Here is a 15688-nt window from a genome sequence, read left to right as displayed (position 1 = left end):
GTGCGCGCACCCCGGTGCGTACGCTTCGGGTGTCCCCTCCGAGCGCACGGACCGCGCGCTCCCGGTCCGCCGACCGGTCCCGGGGCGAACCGACCGAAAGCTGATGCCGTCGTGCGCCGCCCGTTCCGCCGCTCCGTGCCGCTGCTCGCCCTGCTGTGCGCGGTGACCGCCGTCCCCGGCTGCTCCCCCGCCGCCGACGGCCCGCCCGACGCCCGGCCCACGGCCGCGTCCCCCGCGCCCGGAAAGGTGCGGCTGCCGCCCGCCGACGCCGTCTTCGACTACCAGTTGGGCGGCGCGTACCCGCCGCGGGACGGCGTGCGGGTGGTCTCCCGCGACCGCACGGCGAAGCCGGCGGCGGGCCGCTACACCGTCTGTTACGTCAATGCGTTCCAGACCCAGCCCGGTGGGGCGGTCGGCTGGTGGCGGCGTCACCACCCGGATCTGCTGCTGCACGAGAAGGGCGACGACGGCCCGTTGGTGATCGACGAGGACTGGGACGAACCGCTGCTGGACGTGTCCACGCCCGCGAAGCGCACGGCCGCCGCCGAGGTCGTGGGCGGCTGGATCGACGGCTGCGCCACGGCGGGCTTCGACGCCGTGGAGGCCGACAACCTCGATTCGTACGAGCGCTCCGGCGGGCGGCTGGACGCGGATGACGCGGCGGCGTTCGCCCGGCTGCTGGCGCGGCGGGCCCATGCGCGGGGGCTGGCCTTCGCGCAGAAGAACACCGCCGATCTGCTGGACGAACGGTCCCGGATCGGCTTCGACTTCGCGGTGACCGAGGAGTGCGCCCGCTACCAGGAGTGCGACCGCTATCTTTCCGCCTACGACGGCCGGGTCCTCGACATCGAGTACCGCGCCCGGGACTTCACCACCGGCTGCCGCCGCTGGGGCGACCGCCTCTCCCTCACCCTGCGCGACCGCGACGTGCGGCCCGAGGGGGAGCCCGGGTACGTGTACCGGCACTGCTGACGGCGGTCCCCCAGGGGGCCGGGGCTCCGCCCCCTGACTCCTCGGGGTCCGGGCGCGCGGGGGCCGGCGGATGAGGTTGACTTCCACACAACAGTGGGCAGGCGAGAGGGGCGGGCGCGATGCCGGAAGTGTCCGGTGGGGCGGGCGGGACCGTGGCGTACAGGGCGGGTGCGGTCGCTGCGCTCCCGCGGAGCGGCAGGGTCCCCGCGTGGTGCGCGCCCGCCGTGCGGCCGGGCCCGGAGCGCGGCGTGGCTGCCGCGGATCCGGAGCGGTGGGCCCCGGACGGAGCAGGAGCGGGAACGAGGAGGACGGCGATGGAGCGCGCGGGACGCCGGTGGCGGGCGGTGCTGACGGCGGGTGCCGTGGTGCCGTGCTGTGCGGCGTTGACGGCGGCGGGGGCCGGGCGGCGACCCGGCCTGGCGGGGGTTCTCGCCGGGCTGCTCGACGGGGCGGTGTCCACGGTGCGGCTCACCGACGGATGGCTGGTGGCGGGCGGCGCGGTGGTCGCGCTGCTGGGCGTGGCGATGGTGGCGCTGGCGCTGGTGCCGGGCCGGCTGCGGGAGGGCTCCGGGGCGCGGCTGCTGCCCGGCGCGGACGCCGCCCTCGACCGGCGCGGGTTCGGCGCCCTGCTGCGGGACGCCACCTTGCGGGTGCCGGGCATCGCGCGGGCCCGGGTGCGGGTGCGGGGCCGTCGTGCCGTGGTCCGGGCGGTGCTGGTGTTCGGCGATCCGGCCGAGGCGCGGGCCGCGCTCACCGCGGAGCTGCGCGCCCTGCGCGACCGGCTGGGCCTGGTCCGGCCGCCGCGTCTGGTGATCCGGATCGCCCCCGCGTAGCGTCCGGCGCCGCCCACCGACGTACACCCCGATCACGTAAGGACGGACAGAGATGGCCGGGAGCGGTATCCGCCGCGGGCCGTACCGCACGCCGCCGGGTCTGCGCGGGAGGTCCGGGTGAGCGCCCCGGCCGCTCCGCGCCGCGGCCGGTCGCGGCGGGCACTGCCGACGGCGCGACAGTGGCGTACGGCGCTGCGCCGTACGCCACTGTCGGTGTGGCACGACGACGTGACGGACTGGGCGGCGAGCCTGACGTACTACTCCGTGCTGGCGCTGCTGCCCTCGACGATCGTGACGGTGTCGCTGATCGGGCTGGCCGATCCGCCGGCCACCGAGCAGCTGATCAACCACCTGACGTCGCTGGCCCCGGCCGACTCCGGCCCCACGCTGCGGCGGGCGCTGGTGGGCATGGCGCATCAGCGGACCGCCGCGTGGATGGTGGTCGGCGGTGCGCTGGTCAGCGCGGTCTGGTCGTCGTGCAGCTATCTCGCGGTGTTCCGGCGGGCGCTGCACGCCATGAACCGTACGAAGGACGACCGGCCGCCGTGGCGCAAGGCGCCGCGCATCCTGGCCACCGCGCTGCTGCTGATCGCGCTGCTCATCAGCTCGGCGGTGGCGCTGCTGGTGAGCGGGCCGGTCGCGACGGCGCTGGGCCGGGCGCTGGGGCTGGGCGAGGCCGGTGAGGAGACCTGGAACCTCCTCCAGTGGCCGCTGCTGTTGCTGCTGGCGGTGGTGTTGGTGATGGTCCTGTACCGCTCCGGGCCGCCGCCCTCACGCGGGGTGCCGCACGCCGTGCCGGGCGGGGTGGTCGCGGTGTTGATGTGGCTGGTCTCGTCGGCGGCGTTCACGTTCTACGCGTCGTACGTCGGTACCTTCAACCGGCTCTACGGCTCGCTGGCCGGGCCGGTGGTCTTCCTGATCTGGCTGTGGTTCTCCCACCTGTCGCTGCTCTCGGGCGCCCAGTTCAACGTGGAGCTGCGACGGGCGGGGTGGCAGGGGGACGGCGACGGCGCCTGCGGGGCCGGGCCGGAACCGGAGCCCGCGGCTGAGCCTGCGGAGCACGGGCCGACGCCGGAGCCCTCGGAGCACGGGCCCGGGCCGCGGTCGGGCCCCGGGCCGGAACCCGGCCCCGGCCCCGGCCCGTCCCCGGAGCCCCGGGTGCGGCCGGACGCCACGGTCCCGCGCCCCGGCCCCGGAGTCACCCGCCGGGCGGGCTGACGGCACCCTCCGTGGCGGCTCAGTCGGCCCCGTGCGCCGCGGCGACGGCCTCGATGCGGTGGGCCAGGCCGAAGTCGAGGGCGGTGATCCGGCCGCCGACGCTGTGGGTGTTCACGGCGATCGCGAGCCGGTTGTAGCCGAGGGTCAGGTCGGCGTGGTGGCCCAGCTCCTCCTGGATCTGGGCGATGTGGATGACCATCGCGGCGGCCGGGAAGTGGCCCGCGAAGTGGTAGCCGCGGCGCAGCAGGCCCTCGGAGACCGTCCAGCCCGGCAGTTCCCCGAGCCGTGCGGCGATGTCCTGGTCACTGAGCGGTTCCGGCTGGGGCATCCCGGTCCTCCCTCGTCGTCTGCCGGCGCGGCCGCTCCGCCCCGGGCGGGCCGGTACGGGTTTCCGTGCCCGTACCGGCTTCCAGCGTGGCACGCGGGCCCCGGCGGGCGCCCGGCGGCGGGGCCGGGCGTCCGGTCACGGCGTGGGGGCGTCCCCGGAGTGCGCCGGTACCGCCTCCGCGGCGTGCGGGCCGCGGCCCTTGCGCCGTGCGGCCATCCAGGCGTAGACGAGGATCCCGGCGAAGAGGAACAGCACGCCCTGGTAGATCGCGGCGTATCCGGCCCCGGCGACGAGCCAGAAGGTGAAGGCGAAGGCGGCGAGCGCCATGGCCAGGTCGCGGGCGAAGCGGCCCGGGCGGACCCGGTCGCGTTCGCCGATGAGCAGGAAGTAGATCTGCGCACCGGCGGCGAGGAGGTACGGGACGGTGGCCGAGAAGGTGGTGATGAGCACCAGGATCTCGAAGACGCCGCCGGAGCCCAGCAGGTAGTTGATCACCGTCAGGCCGCTGGCCAGCACCGCGGCGGCGAGCACGCCGAAGGTCGGCACCCCGCGCCGCTTGGTGAGGAAGGCGCGGGGGAAGAGACCGTCCTGCGCGGCGGCGTACGGGGACTGGGCGCTCATCAGCGTCCAGCCGTTGAGCGCGCCGACGATCGAGATGACGGCGGCGGCGGCGATGAGGGTGCCGCCCCAGTGGCCGCCGAACATCGCGTTGACCGCGTCCGAGAACGGCGCCTTGGAGTGGACCAGCCTGTCGTGGGAGACGGTGCCGAAGACGGCGACGGTGCCCAGCAGGTAGACGAGGGCGGCGCCGAGGGTGCCGAGGACCGTGGCACGGCCGACGTTGCGCCCCGGGTCGCGGACCTCGCCCGCGCTCATCGCCGCGGACTCCACGCCGACGTAGCTGTAGAGCAGGATCGCGGCGGCGGCCGACAGCCCGCCGAGGGTGCCGGTGGTGCCCTCGGTGAACGAGCCGAGGTTGTCCGGGTCGAAGAAGAACAGCCCGACGATCGCGATGAACAGCAGCGGGACGAACTTCAGGACCGTCGAGACCAGCTGCACGGCGCCGACGTAGCGGGTCCCGGCCAGGTTGGAGAGGGCCGGGAGCCACAGGGCGGCCAGCGCGATGACCAGGTCGGTGCCGCGCCCCGCGTGGCCGGGCAGCAGGACGTGGACGTAGCCGACGGCGGCGACCGCGAGGGCCGCGTTGCTGACCCAGGTGAGCGTCCAGTACGACCAGGCCGACAGGAACCCGGCGAAGTCGCCGAACGCCTCCCGGGCGTAGACGTAGGGCCCGCCGGTGTCCGGATGGCGGCGGGCCAGCTTGCCGAAGACCAGGGCGAGCGCGATCGCGCCGAGGGTGAGGACGCCGAAGGCGACGAGGCTGACGGTGCCGTACGGGGCGACGGACGCGGGGAGCAGGAAGATGCCGCCGCCGATGATGTTGCCCATCACCAGGCAGGTGGCGGTGGTGAGACCGAAGCGGCGGACCGGCGCGGAGGCGTCGGTGGCCGCACCCGTCCCGGGGTACCGCTCGTCGGGGCTGGGGTGCATGGAGTGGGTGTCTCTCGTCGTGCGGGGTGTCCGGTGTGCCGGACTGGTGCACATCGTCACCGGTTCGGGGCACGGCGCAAAATCGCCGCGAATGCTCCCGTCAACCGTTCGCCGGGACGGAGGATCTGCGGCCCGGCGGGTGGCGGACGGAAATCCCGTCACCCCGTCCGAACGGGTGTCTTCGCTGGTCCTGGGCGTGCGGGGTGGCCGGCGGGGGCCGTTCCCCGGGGAGCTCCGGCCGCCACACCCGCGACCCGCCCTCGGCCCCCTCCGCTGCCCCCGGCACCCGGGAACAGTCACGCTTCCCATCCTCTTGCATACCCCCCAGGGGTATGCAACTCTGAGGCGGAGACATACCCCGCAGGGGTATGCATCACGGAAAAGGAGTACCTCCATGTGCGGAGGCGCCTGCGAATGCGACACCACCACGAGCACGGCGAGCGGCCCGGCGGACACGGCCACCGGGGAACACGGCCTGGTCCGCTCGGTGCTGGAGGCCACGGCCGAGGCGGGCCCCGGCTCGGGCACGGCGCCCACCCGGGACTGGCGGCTGCGCGGCGAGTGGTTCGACGTGTGCAGCTGCGGACTCCCGTGCCCCTGCACCTTCGCCCAGGCGCCCACCCACGGGGACTGCCTGTTCACGCTGGCCTGGCAGGTGCACGAGGGACACTTCGGCGACACCGACCTGTCCGGACTCGGTGTGGTGGCCGTCGGCGAGTTCACCGGCAACATGTGGATCGGCGACCCCGACGCCACGATGTCGCTCATGTTCTACCTCGACGCCAAGGCCGACGCCGCCCAGCGCGAGGCGCTGGAACGCCTCTTCACCGGCAAGGAAGGCGGCTGGCCCGGCACGTTCGGGGCGCTCATCGGTGAGCTGCGCGGCATCGAGTACGCCCCGATCCGCTTCGAGGCCGCGGCCGATCTCGCGTACTGGGAAGCCGAGATCCCCGGCAAGGTCAAGGTCGGGGCCAAGGCCCTCACCGGCCCCACCGCCGACCCCGGCCGCCGCGTCCAGACCGTCAACGCCCCCGGCGCCGAGGTCGGCCCCGGCCAGGTCGCCACCTGGGGCGTGGTCCGCGACGACCACGCCACCGGGTTCGACTTCTCCCACCCCTACCGCGGCGGCTCCAGCAAGCACTTCCCCTTCGACTGGCGCCCCGCGTAGAGCTCCGGCCCGCCCGGGGCCCGGCGCCGGGCCCCGGCAGCGGGGGCTCCCGGAGCGGCGGCGGGCTCACGCCTCCCCGGCCACCCGGACGCCCCCGTCGGCCGGAACGCCCGCCGGGCGGGTCTCCGCCGCCTCGCGCAGCCAGCGGCGCAGGACCTGGTGGACCTCCGCGGCGCCGGTCAGGGGCGGGGCGCCGGCCGGGACCGGGGGTGAGAGCTCGGCGGGGGCCAGCAGGAACGGGCGGCTCTGGTCGCCGCCGAGACCGCCGTGCGAGCCGATCTGTTCCTCGAAGGCGTGGACCTCGCCGGTGGCCGGATCGTAGGCGGAGTTGACCATGATGTCGGCGACGTGCGGGAACCCGTCGGTGCGGCGCACCGCGTCGGCGGCGCCCGGACCGAACGGCGCGAGCGGGTCGGCACCGATGATCCGGCCGGTGTCGAGGTGGTGCTCGGCGCCCGCGCGCCCGAGGACCACCGCGCCGTGCTCCGCGGAGCGGATCAGCAGGAAGCCGATGCCGGGGTGGTTGGCGAGGGTGCCGAGCAGCGCCGGGTTGCGGCGGTCCAGCTCCTCGCGGGTGACCCGGCCGGGCATGTCCGGGAACGACACCAGGCCGAGGTTGCCGGAGGCCAGCACCACCGGCTGGGAGGTGGCGTGGCCGTCGGTGTCCTCGGGCCGGTGCAGGGCCACCCGCGCGGACTCCCGCGCCTCGGCGCCGCTGCGGGTACGCCGCACCCGGCGCGGCACCGGCAGCCCGCACCCGGCGCGTACCAGGTCGCCGAGGCTCAGCCCGTAGCGCTCCAGGAAGGTCTCGCCGGGGCTCTGGCCGTGGTCGGAGAGGAGCACGATGCGGTACGGGCGCGGGGCGTGCCGGGCGGCCTTGGCGAGGAGGGCGAGGGCCCGGTCGAGGCTGCGGAGCACCTGGTGGGTGTCGCGGTGGCGGGGGCCCGAGTGGTGGGCGACCTCGTCGTAGGCGACCAGGTCGGCGTAGACGGCGGTGCGTCCGGCGAGGAGGTCGCCGACGATCGCGGCGACCACCACATCGCGTTCGACGACGGTGGCGAAGGCGCGCAGCACGGGGTAGAGGCCGCCGCGCCCCACCCGCGGGTTCTCGCTCCGCAGCCGGCTGCGGAGCGCCTGGCCGGTCTCGCGGAGGAGTTCGGCGACGAAGGAGACGGCGGTGCGGGTGGCGTTGGCCGGGTCGGAGAAGTAGGCGAAGTATCCGGCGCGGGAGCGGGTGTCGCGGCCGCGGCGGGCGGCGACCGACATGACGAGGGCGACCTGGTCGGCACCGCCGCTGAAGAGGTTGCCGCGGCTGGCGCCGTCGTCGGCGAGCAGCCCGGGGTGGCCGGTGCGGGCCACCGCCCGGCGCTGGAGTTCGGCGGCGCTGCTCGGGCGGTTGCTGACGAGGGTGTGCCCGGTCTCCTTCTCGTACCAGCGGAAGGCGGGCAGGTCGTGGTTGGTGCCGTGCAGGATGCCGAGCTGACTGGCGCCGGTCTGGCTGGACCAGTCGGTGCGCCAGGGCGTGAGGTGGTGGCCGTCGGCGCGCCAGCGGGCCACCGTCGGCATCAGCCGCCGCTCGCCCTCGGTCGCGTCGCGGAGCAGGTCGTGGCCGACGCCGTCGAGCTGGACGAAGAGGGTGCCGGGGGTGCGGGGTGCGGCGGCCCCGGCGCGGCGGGCGCGGCGTCCGGCGAGCCGCACCAGCCGCCGGCGGTACGCCTCGTCGTTGCGGACGGCGAGGAAGGCGGAGGTGGCCGAGGAGGTCGCGGACATCGCCGCGGCGACGATCACCGCGGTCTCCAGGGCGACCTGGCCGCGCCCCTCCGGGAGCAGCCCGAGGGCGACGAGCAGCAGCGAGCCGTTGAGGAAGAAGACCAGCAGGCCCAGGACGAGGGCGGGGACCAGCAGAAACGCGCGGACCAGCAACGGCCAGACCAGCGCGCCGAGGAGGCCGAAGGCGCCGGCGCCGAGGACGGCGGTCAGCGCGGTGCGGGTGAGGCTGTCGCCGCCGGGCGACTGGAGGCGGAAGTCCGGCAGCACCGCGGCGAGCACCAGCAGGGTGAGGCTGGACACGGCCCAGACGGCGAGCACACGCAACACGGCGCCGCCGAAGGATCTCCACCGCCCGGTCACGGTCTCCCTCTCGCTCCTGATCCGCTCCCGGGCCGGCGGCACGGGCATCCGCTCCAGCGTGTCATATACGCGACGGTCTCCGACCTTGGCCCCGTGATGGGCGGGAATGGAAGGATGTGCTGCCTTCTGTCGTGTTGGCCCCGGGGCCGGGGACGGGCCGGGGATGAGGCAGGATCGACGGGCGGCGCGCGGGAGTCGGCCCGGCGCCGGGAGTCGGGAGGTCCGCGGTGGCGGTGGAGATCACCTGGTGGGGGCATGCCACCGCGACGATCGAGGATTCCGGGGTGCGGGTGCTCACCGATCCGCTCTTCGCCCGCCGCCTGGCGCATCTGCGGCGCCGCCGCGGCGCCCTGCCGCCGCCCGAGGCCGCCCGCGCCGATCTCGTCGTCGTCTCCCATCTGCACGCCGACCATCTCCACCCCGCCTCCCTCGCCCGGCTCGCGCCCGGCACCCGTGTGGTGGTGCCCCGGGGCGCGCCCGCCGCGGTGCCGGCCCTGCGCCGGGTCGCGCTCGCGCGCGGGCTGCGGCTGACGGAGGTGGTGCCCGGCGACACGGTCGCGGCGGACCCCGCGGGCGCGGTCACCGTCACCGCGGTCCCGGCCGCCCACGACGGACGGCGGCTGCCGTACGGGCCGCACCGCGTGCCCGCCCTGGGCTATGTCGTACGGGGCGCCGCGCGGACGTACTTCGCGGGCGACACCGGGCTGTACGACGCGATGGCGGAGGCGGTCGGGGCGTGTGAGGTGGCGTTGTTGCCGGTCGGCGGCTGGGGGCCGTTCCTGGGGAGCGGGCATCTGGACGCGCGGCGCGCGGCCCGGGCGGCGGCGCTGCTGGGTCCGGTGTGCGCGGTGCCGGTGCACTACGGCACGTACTGGCCGATCGGCCTCGACGCGGTGCGGCCGCACGAGTTCCATGCGCCGGGCCAGGAGTTCGAGCGGCAGGCCGCGCTGCTGGCGCCCGGGGTGCGGGTCCACCGGCCCGCGCACGGCGAACGGGTCCGGCCGGTGGTCACGCGATGACGCTCGCCGGGGTGGTGGCGGCCACGGTGCCGCCGGAGTCGACACAGCAGGCGGTGGGCTATCCCTCGCTCTTCCTGCTGGTGGTACTGGGATCGCTGGTGCCGGTGGTGCCGACGGGTGCGGTGGTCAGCTCGGCGGCGGTGGTCGCCTTCCACCACACCTCGCCCGTCGCCCTGCTCGGCGTCTTCGTGGTGGCGTCGGCCGCGGCGTTCCTCGGCGATCTGGGCCTCTACCGGCTCGGCGCCCGCGGGCTGCGCGCCGGGAGCGGTTCGCGGTGGCCGGAGCGGCTGCGCGACCGGGCGGCGCCCGAGCGGCTGGCCCGGGCTCAGGAGCAGCTGCGGACACACGGGGTGCTGGTGCTGACGGTGTCGCGGCTGGTGCCGGCCGGGCGGATCCCGGTGATGCTGGCGTGCCTGCTCTCGCGGATGCCGCTGCGCACCTTCGCCCGCGGCGACGCGCCCGCCTGCCTGGCCTGGACGGCGACGTACCAGCTGATCGGCCTGGCGGGCGGTTCACTGTTCGGCAGCCCGTGGCAGGGCGTGGCGGCGGCGGTGGCGCTGACGGTGCTGGTCGGTGCGGTCCCGGCACTGTGGCGGCGGGCGCGGGCCCGGGAGCCGCGCAGCCAGAGCTGAGGCGACGTCAGTCCTCGGGCAGGACGCGGGAGGCGCCGACCGGCAGGTCCCAGAGGTCCTCACGGGGCCGTCCGGTGGCCTGCCAGGCGGCGCGGACCCGGTGCAGCGGCTCCATCGGCGGCTCCCCGGAGAGCAGGAACGTCGACCAGTGCATGGGGGCCAGCGCCCGCGCACCGAGATCCCGGCAGGCGCGGACCGCCTCCTCGGGGTCGGTGTGCACCGGCCGCAGCATCCACCGCGGGTCGTACGCGCCGATCGGCAGCAGCGCCACGTCGATGCCCGGGTAGCGGCGGCCGATCTCCTCGAACCAGTGGCCGTAGCCGGTGTCCCCGGCGAAGTACACCCGGCGGCCGTCGGGCGCGGTGAGCAGCCAGCCGCCCCACAGGGTGCGGCAGGTGTCGAGGAGGGTGCGCTTGCTCCAGTGGTGCGCGGGGACGAAGTCGACGCGGACGGGGCCGCCGGGCGCGGGCAGTTCGACCGCCTCCCACCAGTCCAGCTCGGTGACGGCGGTGAAGCCGCGGCGCCGGGCCCAGGGCGCGAGGCCCGCCGGGAGCAGCAGCGGGGTGGTGCGCGGCAGCCGCTTGAGGGTGGGGGCGTCGAGGTGGTCGTAGTGGTTGTGGCTGATGACCACCGCGTCGATCGGCGGCAGATCCTCCCAGCGGACGCCGACGGGCGTGACCCGGGCGGGGGTGCCGAGGATCTTGCGGGACCAGACGGGGTCGGTCAGCACGGTCAGCCCGCCGATGCGGACGATCCAGCTGGCGTGTCCGGCCCAGGTGACGGCGACGGTGGCGGGCCCGGCGGCCGGCAGCGGTCCCGGCGCGAACGGCAGGTCCTGGATCTGCGCCAGCGTCTCCGGCGCGGGCCGCAGCTTGCCCTCCCGCGCGATCCGGGCCAGCGCCCGGACGCCGGGCAGCGGCGCGGTCAGCCGATCGGTGAAGTCCCGTGGCCAGGTACGGGGTTCACCCGGCGGCCGGGGTGCGGTGAGCGGTGGGGCGTCCGGGCGGACGGGTGCGACGGGGCGCCGGACGGCGGACCGGGCCACCGCGGACGGTCCCGGGGGCGCGGTCTGCGGGGACGCGGGGACGGAGCGCTCGGTCTGTTCGGTCATCGCGGGGCTCCCTTTCGGGCGGGGCGTCAGCCGGTGGTCAGGACGGTCAGTGCGTGGTCGAGCCGGGCCAGTGACGCGGCGACCGGGGTGGTGCGCAGCGGGTCGGGGGCGGCCAGGGCGGGGCGGCGGGCGTCCGGGTCGGGGCCGAGGAGCGCGTCGGTGCTCAGGCGGACGCGGAGCGCGCCGGGGTCGTCGCCGAAGCGGTGCCCGCCGCGCGCCGCCCACGGCGCCAGCTCCCGCTCCAGCGCCGCCGCGCCGGTGACCCCGGCGGCGGCCAGCGGGCGGCGCAGCGGTTCGAGGTCGGCGTAGAGATGGGTGCCGGAGTGTGGGGGGCGGCAGAGCGCCCCGGCGGCGGTGAGGACGCGGTAGAGGGCGGCGGCGAGGGTGCCGTGCAGCCGGGCCGCGGCCGCGGTACGGGCGCGGACCGCGGCCGGTTCGCCGAGTGCGTACCCGGTGGCGTCGGCGAGCGGCCCGGGCAGCGGGGGCGCCGCGGCGGTCAACGCGCCCAGGGCGGCGGCGTGCAGCGCGGCGCCGCGCTCGCCCGCGGGGAAACGCGCGACCCCGACCGGCCAGGACGCGGGCAGCAGGGTGGCCCGCAGATCGCTCAGCACCACGACGCCCGCGGGCAGCATCTCGGCGGGGCCGATCACCACGGTGTCGTGCGGATCGTGCAGCAGATCCCGGCGCGTCTCGTCGCTGACCACCCACATCCCCTCCCCCACGGCCGCCTCGCAGACCTCGTGCAGCTGCTCGGGCGGCGGGCAGGTCCCGGTCGGATCGTCGGCGACGGACAGCACCAGCACCCCGGGCTCCGCCCCCTCCATCCGCGCCCGCCGCACGGTCTCCAGAAACGCGAACGGGTCCGGTGCCCCGCCCGATTCGGCCGGTACGGGCGCCAGATGCACGGCCCGGCCGAGCAGCCGGGCGGGCGGCGCGTACCAGGCGGCGCAGGGCCGGGGCAGCACCACCGCGCCGCCCACCGCCGCGTACAGCGCCAGCAGCAGGGCGGGCGCGCCGGGGCCGACGAGCAGACGGTCGGGGGCGGCGGCCGGGCCGCGGCGGCCGGCGTACCCGGCGGCGGCGGCCCGCAGCTCCGGGGAGCCGCCGGACGGCTCCGGTCCGGCGCGTCCGGCCGCGGCGGCGAGGCGGTCGGCGAGCTCGGGGAGCACCGGGAGGCCGGACGGTTCCGGGGCGGGCTCCGGCCGCGGATCCGGGGCGGTCCGCTGCATCCGTACCTCCACAGTGCACACGACGGGACGGTGGGCCGCCCGACGGCCGGACGCGGCATCGGCCGTGCGCCGACCGGACGTCGGCCGCGCGGGTCGTTCGTGGGCCCATCACATGAATCAGGCCCCGCCCACCTTGGCAGATCCCGGGCCCCGGACACCCCCGACACGTCAAGGGAGCCCGCGCCCCGCCCGCCCGGCCGGACCCGACGACACCGTCACCATCCGAATGGGGCAACGGCGGGGCGGGCGTACGAGGCGGAGCGCCGGACCGGTGGGCGCGGGGCGGGCCGGCGGGCCGGGGGGGCGGCGGGATTCCGGGCGGGCGGGGTCCTGGCGGGACCGGGGCCGCCGGCGCCCGCCCCGGTCCCGCAGCCGGACCGCCTCCCTCAGCCGTCGCGGCCCGCCGCGTAACGGTGGATCACCACCCGCTCCCCCGGCCGCCACTCCTGTTCCTCGGTGGCGGTGCGGGTCCAGCCGTGGCGTTCGTACAGGGCGACGGCCGCGTGGTCGGTGGCCTTGACCTCCAGGACCGGTGGGCGGCCGTGGGTGAGCGCCGTGTCGTGGGCGGTGCGCAGCAGCAGGCCGCCGACGCCGTGCCCGCGGGCGGCGGGGTGGACGTAGAGGCGGCTGATCTCCGGGCCGCACAGGGCGGCGTGACCGACGATCACACCGGACCGCTCGGCCACCCAGGCGCCGGTGAGGCCGTCCGGGGTGAGCCAGCCCGCGGGGTCGGCGGGCCAGTGGTGGGGGTAGCCGCTGTGGCGGTGCACCTCGGCCAGCACCGCCGCGCAGGCGTCGAGGTCGGCGGCGTCACGGTTTCTGATCATCCGGGAAGAGAAGCACACCGGGGCCCGGCAGGCGCCCGGTTTTCGGCGACCGTCTTTGGCCGGGAGCGCCCGGGCGCGACGGGCCACCCGCCTTCCGGACCGCCCGGCCCGCACGGCCGAACGGCGGCCCCGCCCCGCCACGGCGGCGCCCGTTCCGGCAACCTCCCCGTATCGCGCCCCGCACCTGGGGTACAAGAGGCCGCATGCGCTCTCTCCTGTCCCGTGTGGACCGACGGCTCTTCGACACCATCGCCACGCGCGAGTGGCCCGGCGCGCAGCGGGTGCTGCCGCGGCTGACCCGCGGCGCGGACCACGGACTGCTCTGGCTGGGGCTCGCGGCCGGCGCCGCGACGCTCGGCGGCCGGCCGGCCCGCCGCGCCGCCGTCCGCGGCGTCGCCTCCCTCGCCGTGGCGTCCGCGACCGTCAACACCCTGGGCAAACGCTCCGTACGGCGGGCCCGCCCGCTGCTGGAGGCGGTGCCCGTCATACGCCGGCTGCGGCGCCAGCCCTTCACCTCGTCGTTCCCGTCCGGGCACGCGGCGTCCGCGGTCGCCTTCGCCACCGGGGTCGCGTTCGAGAACAAGTGGTGGGGGCTGGCGCTGGCGCCGCTCGCCGCGTCCGTGGCGTTCTCCCGCGTCTACACGGGGGTCCACTACCCCGGCGATGTGCTGGCGGGCGCCGCGCTCGGCGCCGGGGCCGCCTTCGCGGTGCGCGGCCTCGCCCCGACCCGGGCCCAACTGGCGCCACCGGCCCGGCCGCGCGCCGACGCGCCCGCGCTGCCCGGCGGCCGCGGGCTGTTCGTGGTGGCGAACCAGGGGTCGGGGCAGCGCGGCGAGACCCGCCCGGACCGGGCGCCGGAGGTGCACGGGGTGCTGCCCCGCGCCACGGTCGTCACCTGCGGCGGGACGGACGCCCCCGATCTGGACAAGGCGCTGGAGGAGGCCGCGGAGAGCGCCAAGCGGTGCGGTGGCGCGCTGGGCGTGCTCGGCGGCGACGGCACCGTCAACGCGGCGGCCGCCGTCGCGGTCCGGCACGGGCTGCCGCTGGCGGTCCTCCCCGGCGGCACCCACAACCACTTCGCCTACGACCTGGGCATCGAGACGCTCGGTGAGGCCGCGCGCGCCGTGGAGGACGGCGAGGCGGTCGCCGTCGACCTGGCGCGCTTCCACGCCGCGCCGCACCGCGAGGGGCAGCACTTCCTCAACACCTTCGCCATCGGCGCCTATCCGGAGCTGGTCCGGCTGCGGGAGCGCTGGGCGGGCACGATCGGCGCCTGGCCCGCGGGGGTGCTCGCCGCCTGGCACGTACTGCGGACCGCGACGCCGGTGTCCGCCGAGATCAACGGCCGCCGGATGGAGCTGTGGATGCTCTTCGTCGGCAACTGCGCCTACCGCGGCCTGGGGCTGACGCCCGTACGGCGCCACGATCTGGCCGACGGGGTCCTGGACGTGCGGGTGGTGCGGGCCGGACGGCTGGCCCGCACCCGGCTGCTGGTGGCGGCCCTGACCGGCACCCCGCGCTCCTCCCCCGTCCTCAAGGAGGCCCGGCTGCACAGCCTGCGGATCGGCGGCCTGCCGGACGGCACCGATCTGGCGTACGACGGCGAAGTCACCACCACACCGGGCCCGTTGACGCTGACGAAGGAGAACGAGGCGCTGACGGTCTACCGCCTGCTGCCCGCATCCTGAGATGCCTCTCTCGTGATGCGAGATGGCGGCGTACGGTGGATCCACCACGCCGCGAGGGCGCCCGCGTCGCCGCGGTGCGGGCGCCCCGGGGGCATCCGGGGCGGTCCGCGGCAGCGCGGAGCCGCCGCCCGACGCCGCGAAGGAGACCCGCATGCCACAGGAGACCGCCGTCTACACCCACGGCCACCACGAGTCCGTCCTGCGCTCGCACACCTGGCGCACCGCCGCCAACTCCGCCGCTTATCTGCTGGATTCGCTCCGCCCGCACATGAAGGTGCTGGACATCGGCTGCGGCCCCGGCACCATCACGGCCGATCTGGCCGCGCTGGTGCCGGACGGGCAGGTCACCGCCCTCGACCGGGCGCCCGGGATCCTGCAACAGGCCCGCGCCACCGTCGAGGACCGGGGCCTGACCAACGTCCGCTTCGCGGTCGGCGACGTCCACGCGCTGGACCACCCGGACGACACCTTCTGCGTGACCCACGCCCATCAGGTGCTCCAGCACGTCGGCGACCCCGTCCAGGCACTGCGGGAGATGCGCCGGGTGACCAGGCCCGGCGGCATCGTCGCCGTGCGCGACGCGGACTACGCGGCGATGACGTGGTACCCGGAGGTCCCCGGCATGGACGCCTGGCTGCACCTCTACGAGCGGGTGACGCGCGCCAACGGCGGGGAGCCGGACGCCGGCCGGCGTCTGCACGCCTGGGCGCGGCAGGCGGGCTTCGCCCCGGAGGCGGTCACCGCGACCGCCGGCACCTGGTGCTACCGCACCCCCGAGGAGCGTGCCTGGTGGAGCGGGCTCTGGGCGGACCGCACGGTCTCCTCGGGCTACGCGGAGCTGGCGGTGGACGGCGGCCACGCCACCCCGCGGGAGCTGACGGAGATCGCGGCGGCCTGGCGGGCGTGGGGCGCCGAGGAGGACGCCTGGTTCGCGGTGCTGCACGGCGAACTCCTCTGCCGGGTCTGACGCCCCGGGAGGCGC

14 protein-coding genes are annotated in these 15688 nt (G+C 76.6%); 8 read left to right on the top strand and 6 right to left on the bottom strand.

Features of this window, described 5'->3' with window-relative positions:
- The first annotated feature begins 111 nt into the window (after window positions 1-111).
- From ACF1BH_RS07710 to ACF1BH_RS07700, 3 genes are all read left to right on the top strand, one after another.
- Window positions 112-972: an endo alpha-1,4 polygalactosaminidase gene (locus ACF1BH_RS07710; protein ID WP_391641505.1), complete on the top strand. Its 861-nt coding sequence runs from the start codon at window positions 112-114 to the stop codon at window positions 970-972.
- A gap of 314 nt (window positions 973-1286) precedes the next feature.
- Window positions 1287-1805, top strand: coding sequence for a DUF6286 domain-containing protein (locus ACF1BH_RS07705; RefSeq protein ID WP_391641504.1), 519 nt, complete (start codon window positions 1287-1289; stop codon window positions 1803-1805).
- Between the two features lie 117 nt (window positions 1806-1922).
- Window positions 1923-3023 carry a YihY/virulence factor BrkB family protein gene (locus tag ACF1BH_RS07700; RefSeq protein ID WP_391641503.1) on the top strand — a complete coding sequence of 367 codons (1101 nt, stop codon included), beginning with the start codon at window positions 1923-1925 and terminating at the stop codon, window positions 3021-3023.
- A gap of 19 nt (window positions 3024-3042) precedes the next feature.
- Here the strand turns inward: ACF1BH_RS07700 and ACF1BH_RS07695 are convergent, their stop codons facing one another.
- Entirely contained in the window at window positions 3043-3351 is a 309-nt protein-coding gene (locus tag ACF1BH_RS07695) for a 4a-hydroxytetrahydrobiopterin dehydratase (RefSeq protein WP_391641502.1), read from the bottom strand.
- 135 nt (window positions 3352-3486) lie between these two features.
- Window positions 3487-4902, bottom strand: coding sequence for an amino acid permease (locus ACF1BH_RS07690; RefSeq protein ID WP_391641501.1), 1416 nt, complete (start codon window positions 4900-4902; stop codon window positions 3487-3489).
- A 394-nt stretch (window positions 4903-5296) separates the two neighbouring features.
- On the opposite strand from ACF1BH_RS07690, the gene ACF1BH_RS07685 reads away from it, so the two are divergent.
- Entirely contained in the window at window positions 5297-6070 is a 774-nt protein-coding gene (locus ACF1BH_RS07685) for a DUF1326 domain-containing protein (RefSeq protein ID WP_391641500.1), read from the top strand.
- 66 nt (window positions 6071-6136) lie between these two features.
- Here ACF1BH_RS07685 and ACF1BH_RS07680 read toward each other — a convergent pair whose 3' ends face one another.
- Window positions 6137-8248, bottom strand: coding sequence for an alkaline phosphatase family protein (locus tag ACF1BH_RS07680; RefSeq protein WP_391641499.1), 2112 nt, complete (start codon window positions 8246-8248; stop codon window positions 6137-6139).
- Between the two features lie 179 nt (window positions 8249-8427).
- Here ACF1BH_RS07680 and ACF1BH_RS07675 point away from each other — a divergent pair, with 179 nt between their 5' ends.
- Both ACF1BH_RS07675 and ACF1BH_RS07670 read left to right on the top strand, forming a co-directional pair.
- Window positions 8428-9219 carry an MBL fold metallo-hydrolase gene (locus ACF1BH_RS07675; protein ID WP_391641498.1) on the top strand — a complete coding sequence of 264 codons (792 nt, stop codon included), beginning with the start codon at window positions 8428-8430 and terminating at the stop codon, window positions 9217-9219.
- Complete coding sequence (locus ACF1BH_RS07670) at window positions 9216-9851, top strand: DedA family protein (protein ID WP_391641497.1); 636 nt, start codon at window positions 9216-9218, stop codon at window positions 9849-9851. Before ACF1BH_RS07675 ends, ACF1BH_RS07670 begins: the two co-directional genes overlap by 4 nt.
- 7 nt (window positions 9852-9858) lie before the next feature.
- On the opposite strand, the gene ACF1BH_RS07665 is transcribed toward ACF1BH_RS07670, so the two are convergent.
- The 3 genes from ACF1BH_RS07665 to ACF1BH_RS07655 form a co-directional block, all read right to left on the bottom strand.
- Complete coding sequence (locus ACF1BH_RS07665; protein WP_391641496.1) at window positions 9859-10962, bottom strand: MBL fold metallo-hydrolase; 1104 nt, start codon at window positions 10960-10962, stop codon at window positions 9859-9861.
- 26 nt (window positions 10963-10988) lie between these two features.
- Entirely contained in the window at window positions 10989-12191 is a 1203-nt protein-coding gene (locus ACF1BH_RS07660; RefSeq protein WP_391641620.1) for an aminotransferase class I/II-fold pyridoxal phosphate-dependent enzyme, read from the bottom strand.
- Between the two features lie 386 nt (window positions 12192-12577).
- Window positions 12578-13018 carry a GNAT family N-acetyltransferase gene (locus ACF1BH_RS07655; protein WP_391641495.1) on the bottom strand — a complete coding sequence of 147 codons (441 nt, stop codon included), beginning with the start codon at window positions 13016-13018 and terminating at the stop codon, window positions 12578-12580.
- Between the two features lie 203 nt (window positions 13019-13221).
- Here ACF1BH_RS07655 and ACF1BH_RS07650 point away from each other — a divergent pair, with 203 nt between their 5' ends.
- On the top strand, window positions 13222-14706 hold the full coding sequence (locus ACF1BH_RS07650) for a bifunctional phosphatase PAP2/diacylglycerol kinase family protein (RefSeq protein WP_391641494.1): 1485 nt from the start codon (window positions 13222-13224) through the stop codon (window positions 14704-14706).
- 151 nt (window positions 14707-14857) lie between these two features.
- On the top strand, window positions 14858-15673 hold the full coding sequence (locus ACF1BH_RS07645; RefSeq protein WP_391641493.1) for a methyltransferase domain-containing protein: 816 nt from the start codon (window positions 14858-14860) through the stop codon (window positions 15671-15673).
- The last annotated feature ends 15 nt before the right edge of the window (window positions 15674-15688 follow it).

The sequence above is a fragment of the Streptomyces sp. NPDC014733 genome (assembly GCF_043083385.1).
In the GTDB taxonomy this organism is placed as follows: domain Bacteria; phylum Actinomycetota; class Actinomycetes; order Streptomycetales; family Streptomycetaceae; genus Streptomyces.
Note: the sequence above shows the minus strand (reverse complement) of the source record. Positions and strands in the feature narration are given on the sequence as shown.

Bases quoted from the DNA above. Each gene is read 5' to 3' on its own strand.
- ACF1BH_RS07705 (WP_391641504.1), top strand. From the start codon at position 1,287: ATGGAGCGCGCGGGACGCCGGTGGCGGGCGGTGCTGACGGCGGGTGCC.
- ACF1BH_RS07695 (WP_391641502.1), bottom strand. From the start codon at position 3,351: ATGCCCCAGCCGGAACCGCTCAGTGACCAGGACATCGCCGCACGGCTC.
- ACF1BH_RS07690 (WP_391641501.1), bottom strand. From the start codon at position 4,902: ATGCACCCCAGCCCCGACGAGCGGTACCCCGGGACGGGTGCGGCCACC.
- ACF1BH_RS07685 (WP_391641500.1), top strand. From the start codon at position 5,297: ATGTGCGGAGGCGCCTGCGAATGCGACACCACCACGAGCACGGCGAGC.
- ACF1BH_RS07680 (WP_391641499.1), bottom strand. From the start codon at position 8,248: ATGCCCGTGCCGCCGGCCCGGGAGCGGATCAGGAGCGAGAGGGAGACC.
- ACF1BH_RS07670 (WP_391641497.1), top strand. From the start codon at position 9,216: ATGACGCTCGCCGGGGTGGTGGCGGCCACGGTGCCGCCGGAGTCGACA.
- ACF1BH_RS07665 (WP_391641496.1), bottom strand. From the start codon at position 10,962: ATGACCGAACAGACCGAGCGCTCCGTCCCCGCGTCCCCGCAGACCGCG.
- ACF1BH_RS07660 (WP_391641620.1), bottom strand. From the start codon at position 12,191: ATGCAGCGGACCGCCCCGGATCCGCGGCCGGAGCCCGCCCCGGAACCG.
- ACF1BH_RS07655 (WP_391641495.1), bottom strand. From the start codon at position 13,018: ATGATCAGAAACCGTGACGCCGCCGACCTCGACGCCTGCGCGGCGGTG.
- ACF1BH_RS07650 (WP_391641494.1), top strand. From the start codon at position 13,222: ATGCGCTCTCTCCTGTCCCGTGTGGACCGACGGCTCTTCGACACCATC.
- ACF1BH_RS07645 (WP_391641493.1), top strand. From the start codon at position 14,858: ATGCCACAGGAGACCGCCGTCTACACCCACGGCCACCACGAGTCCGTC.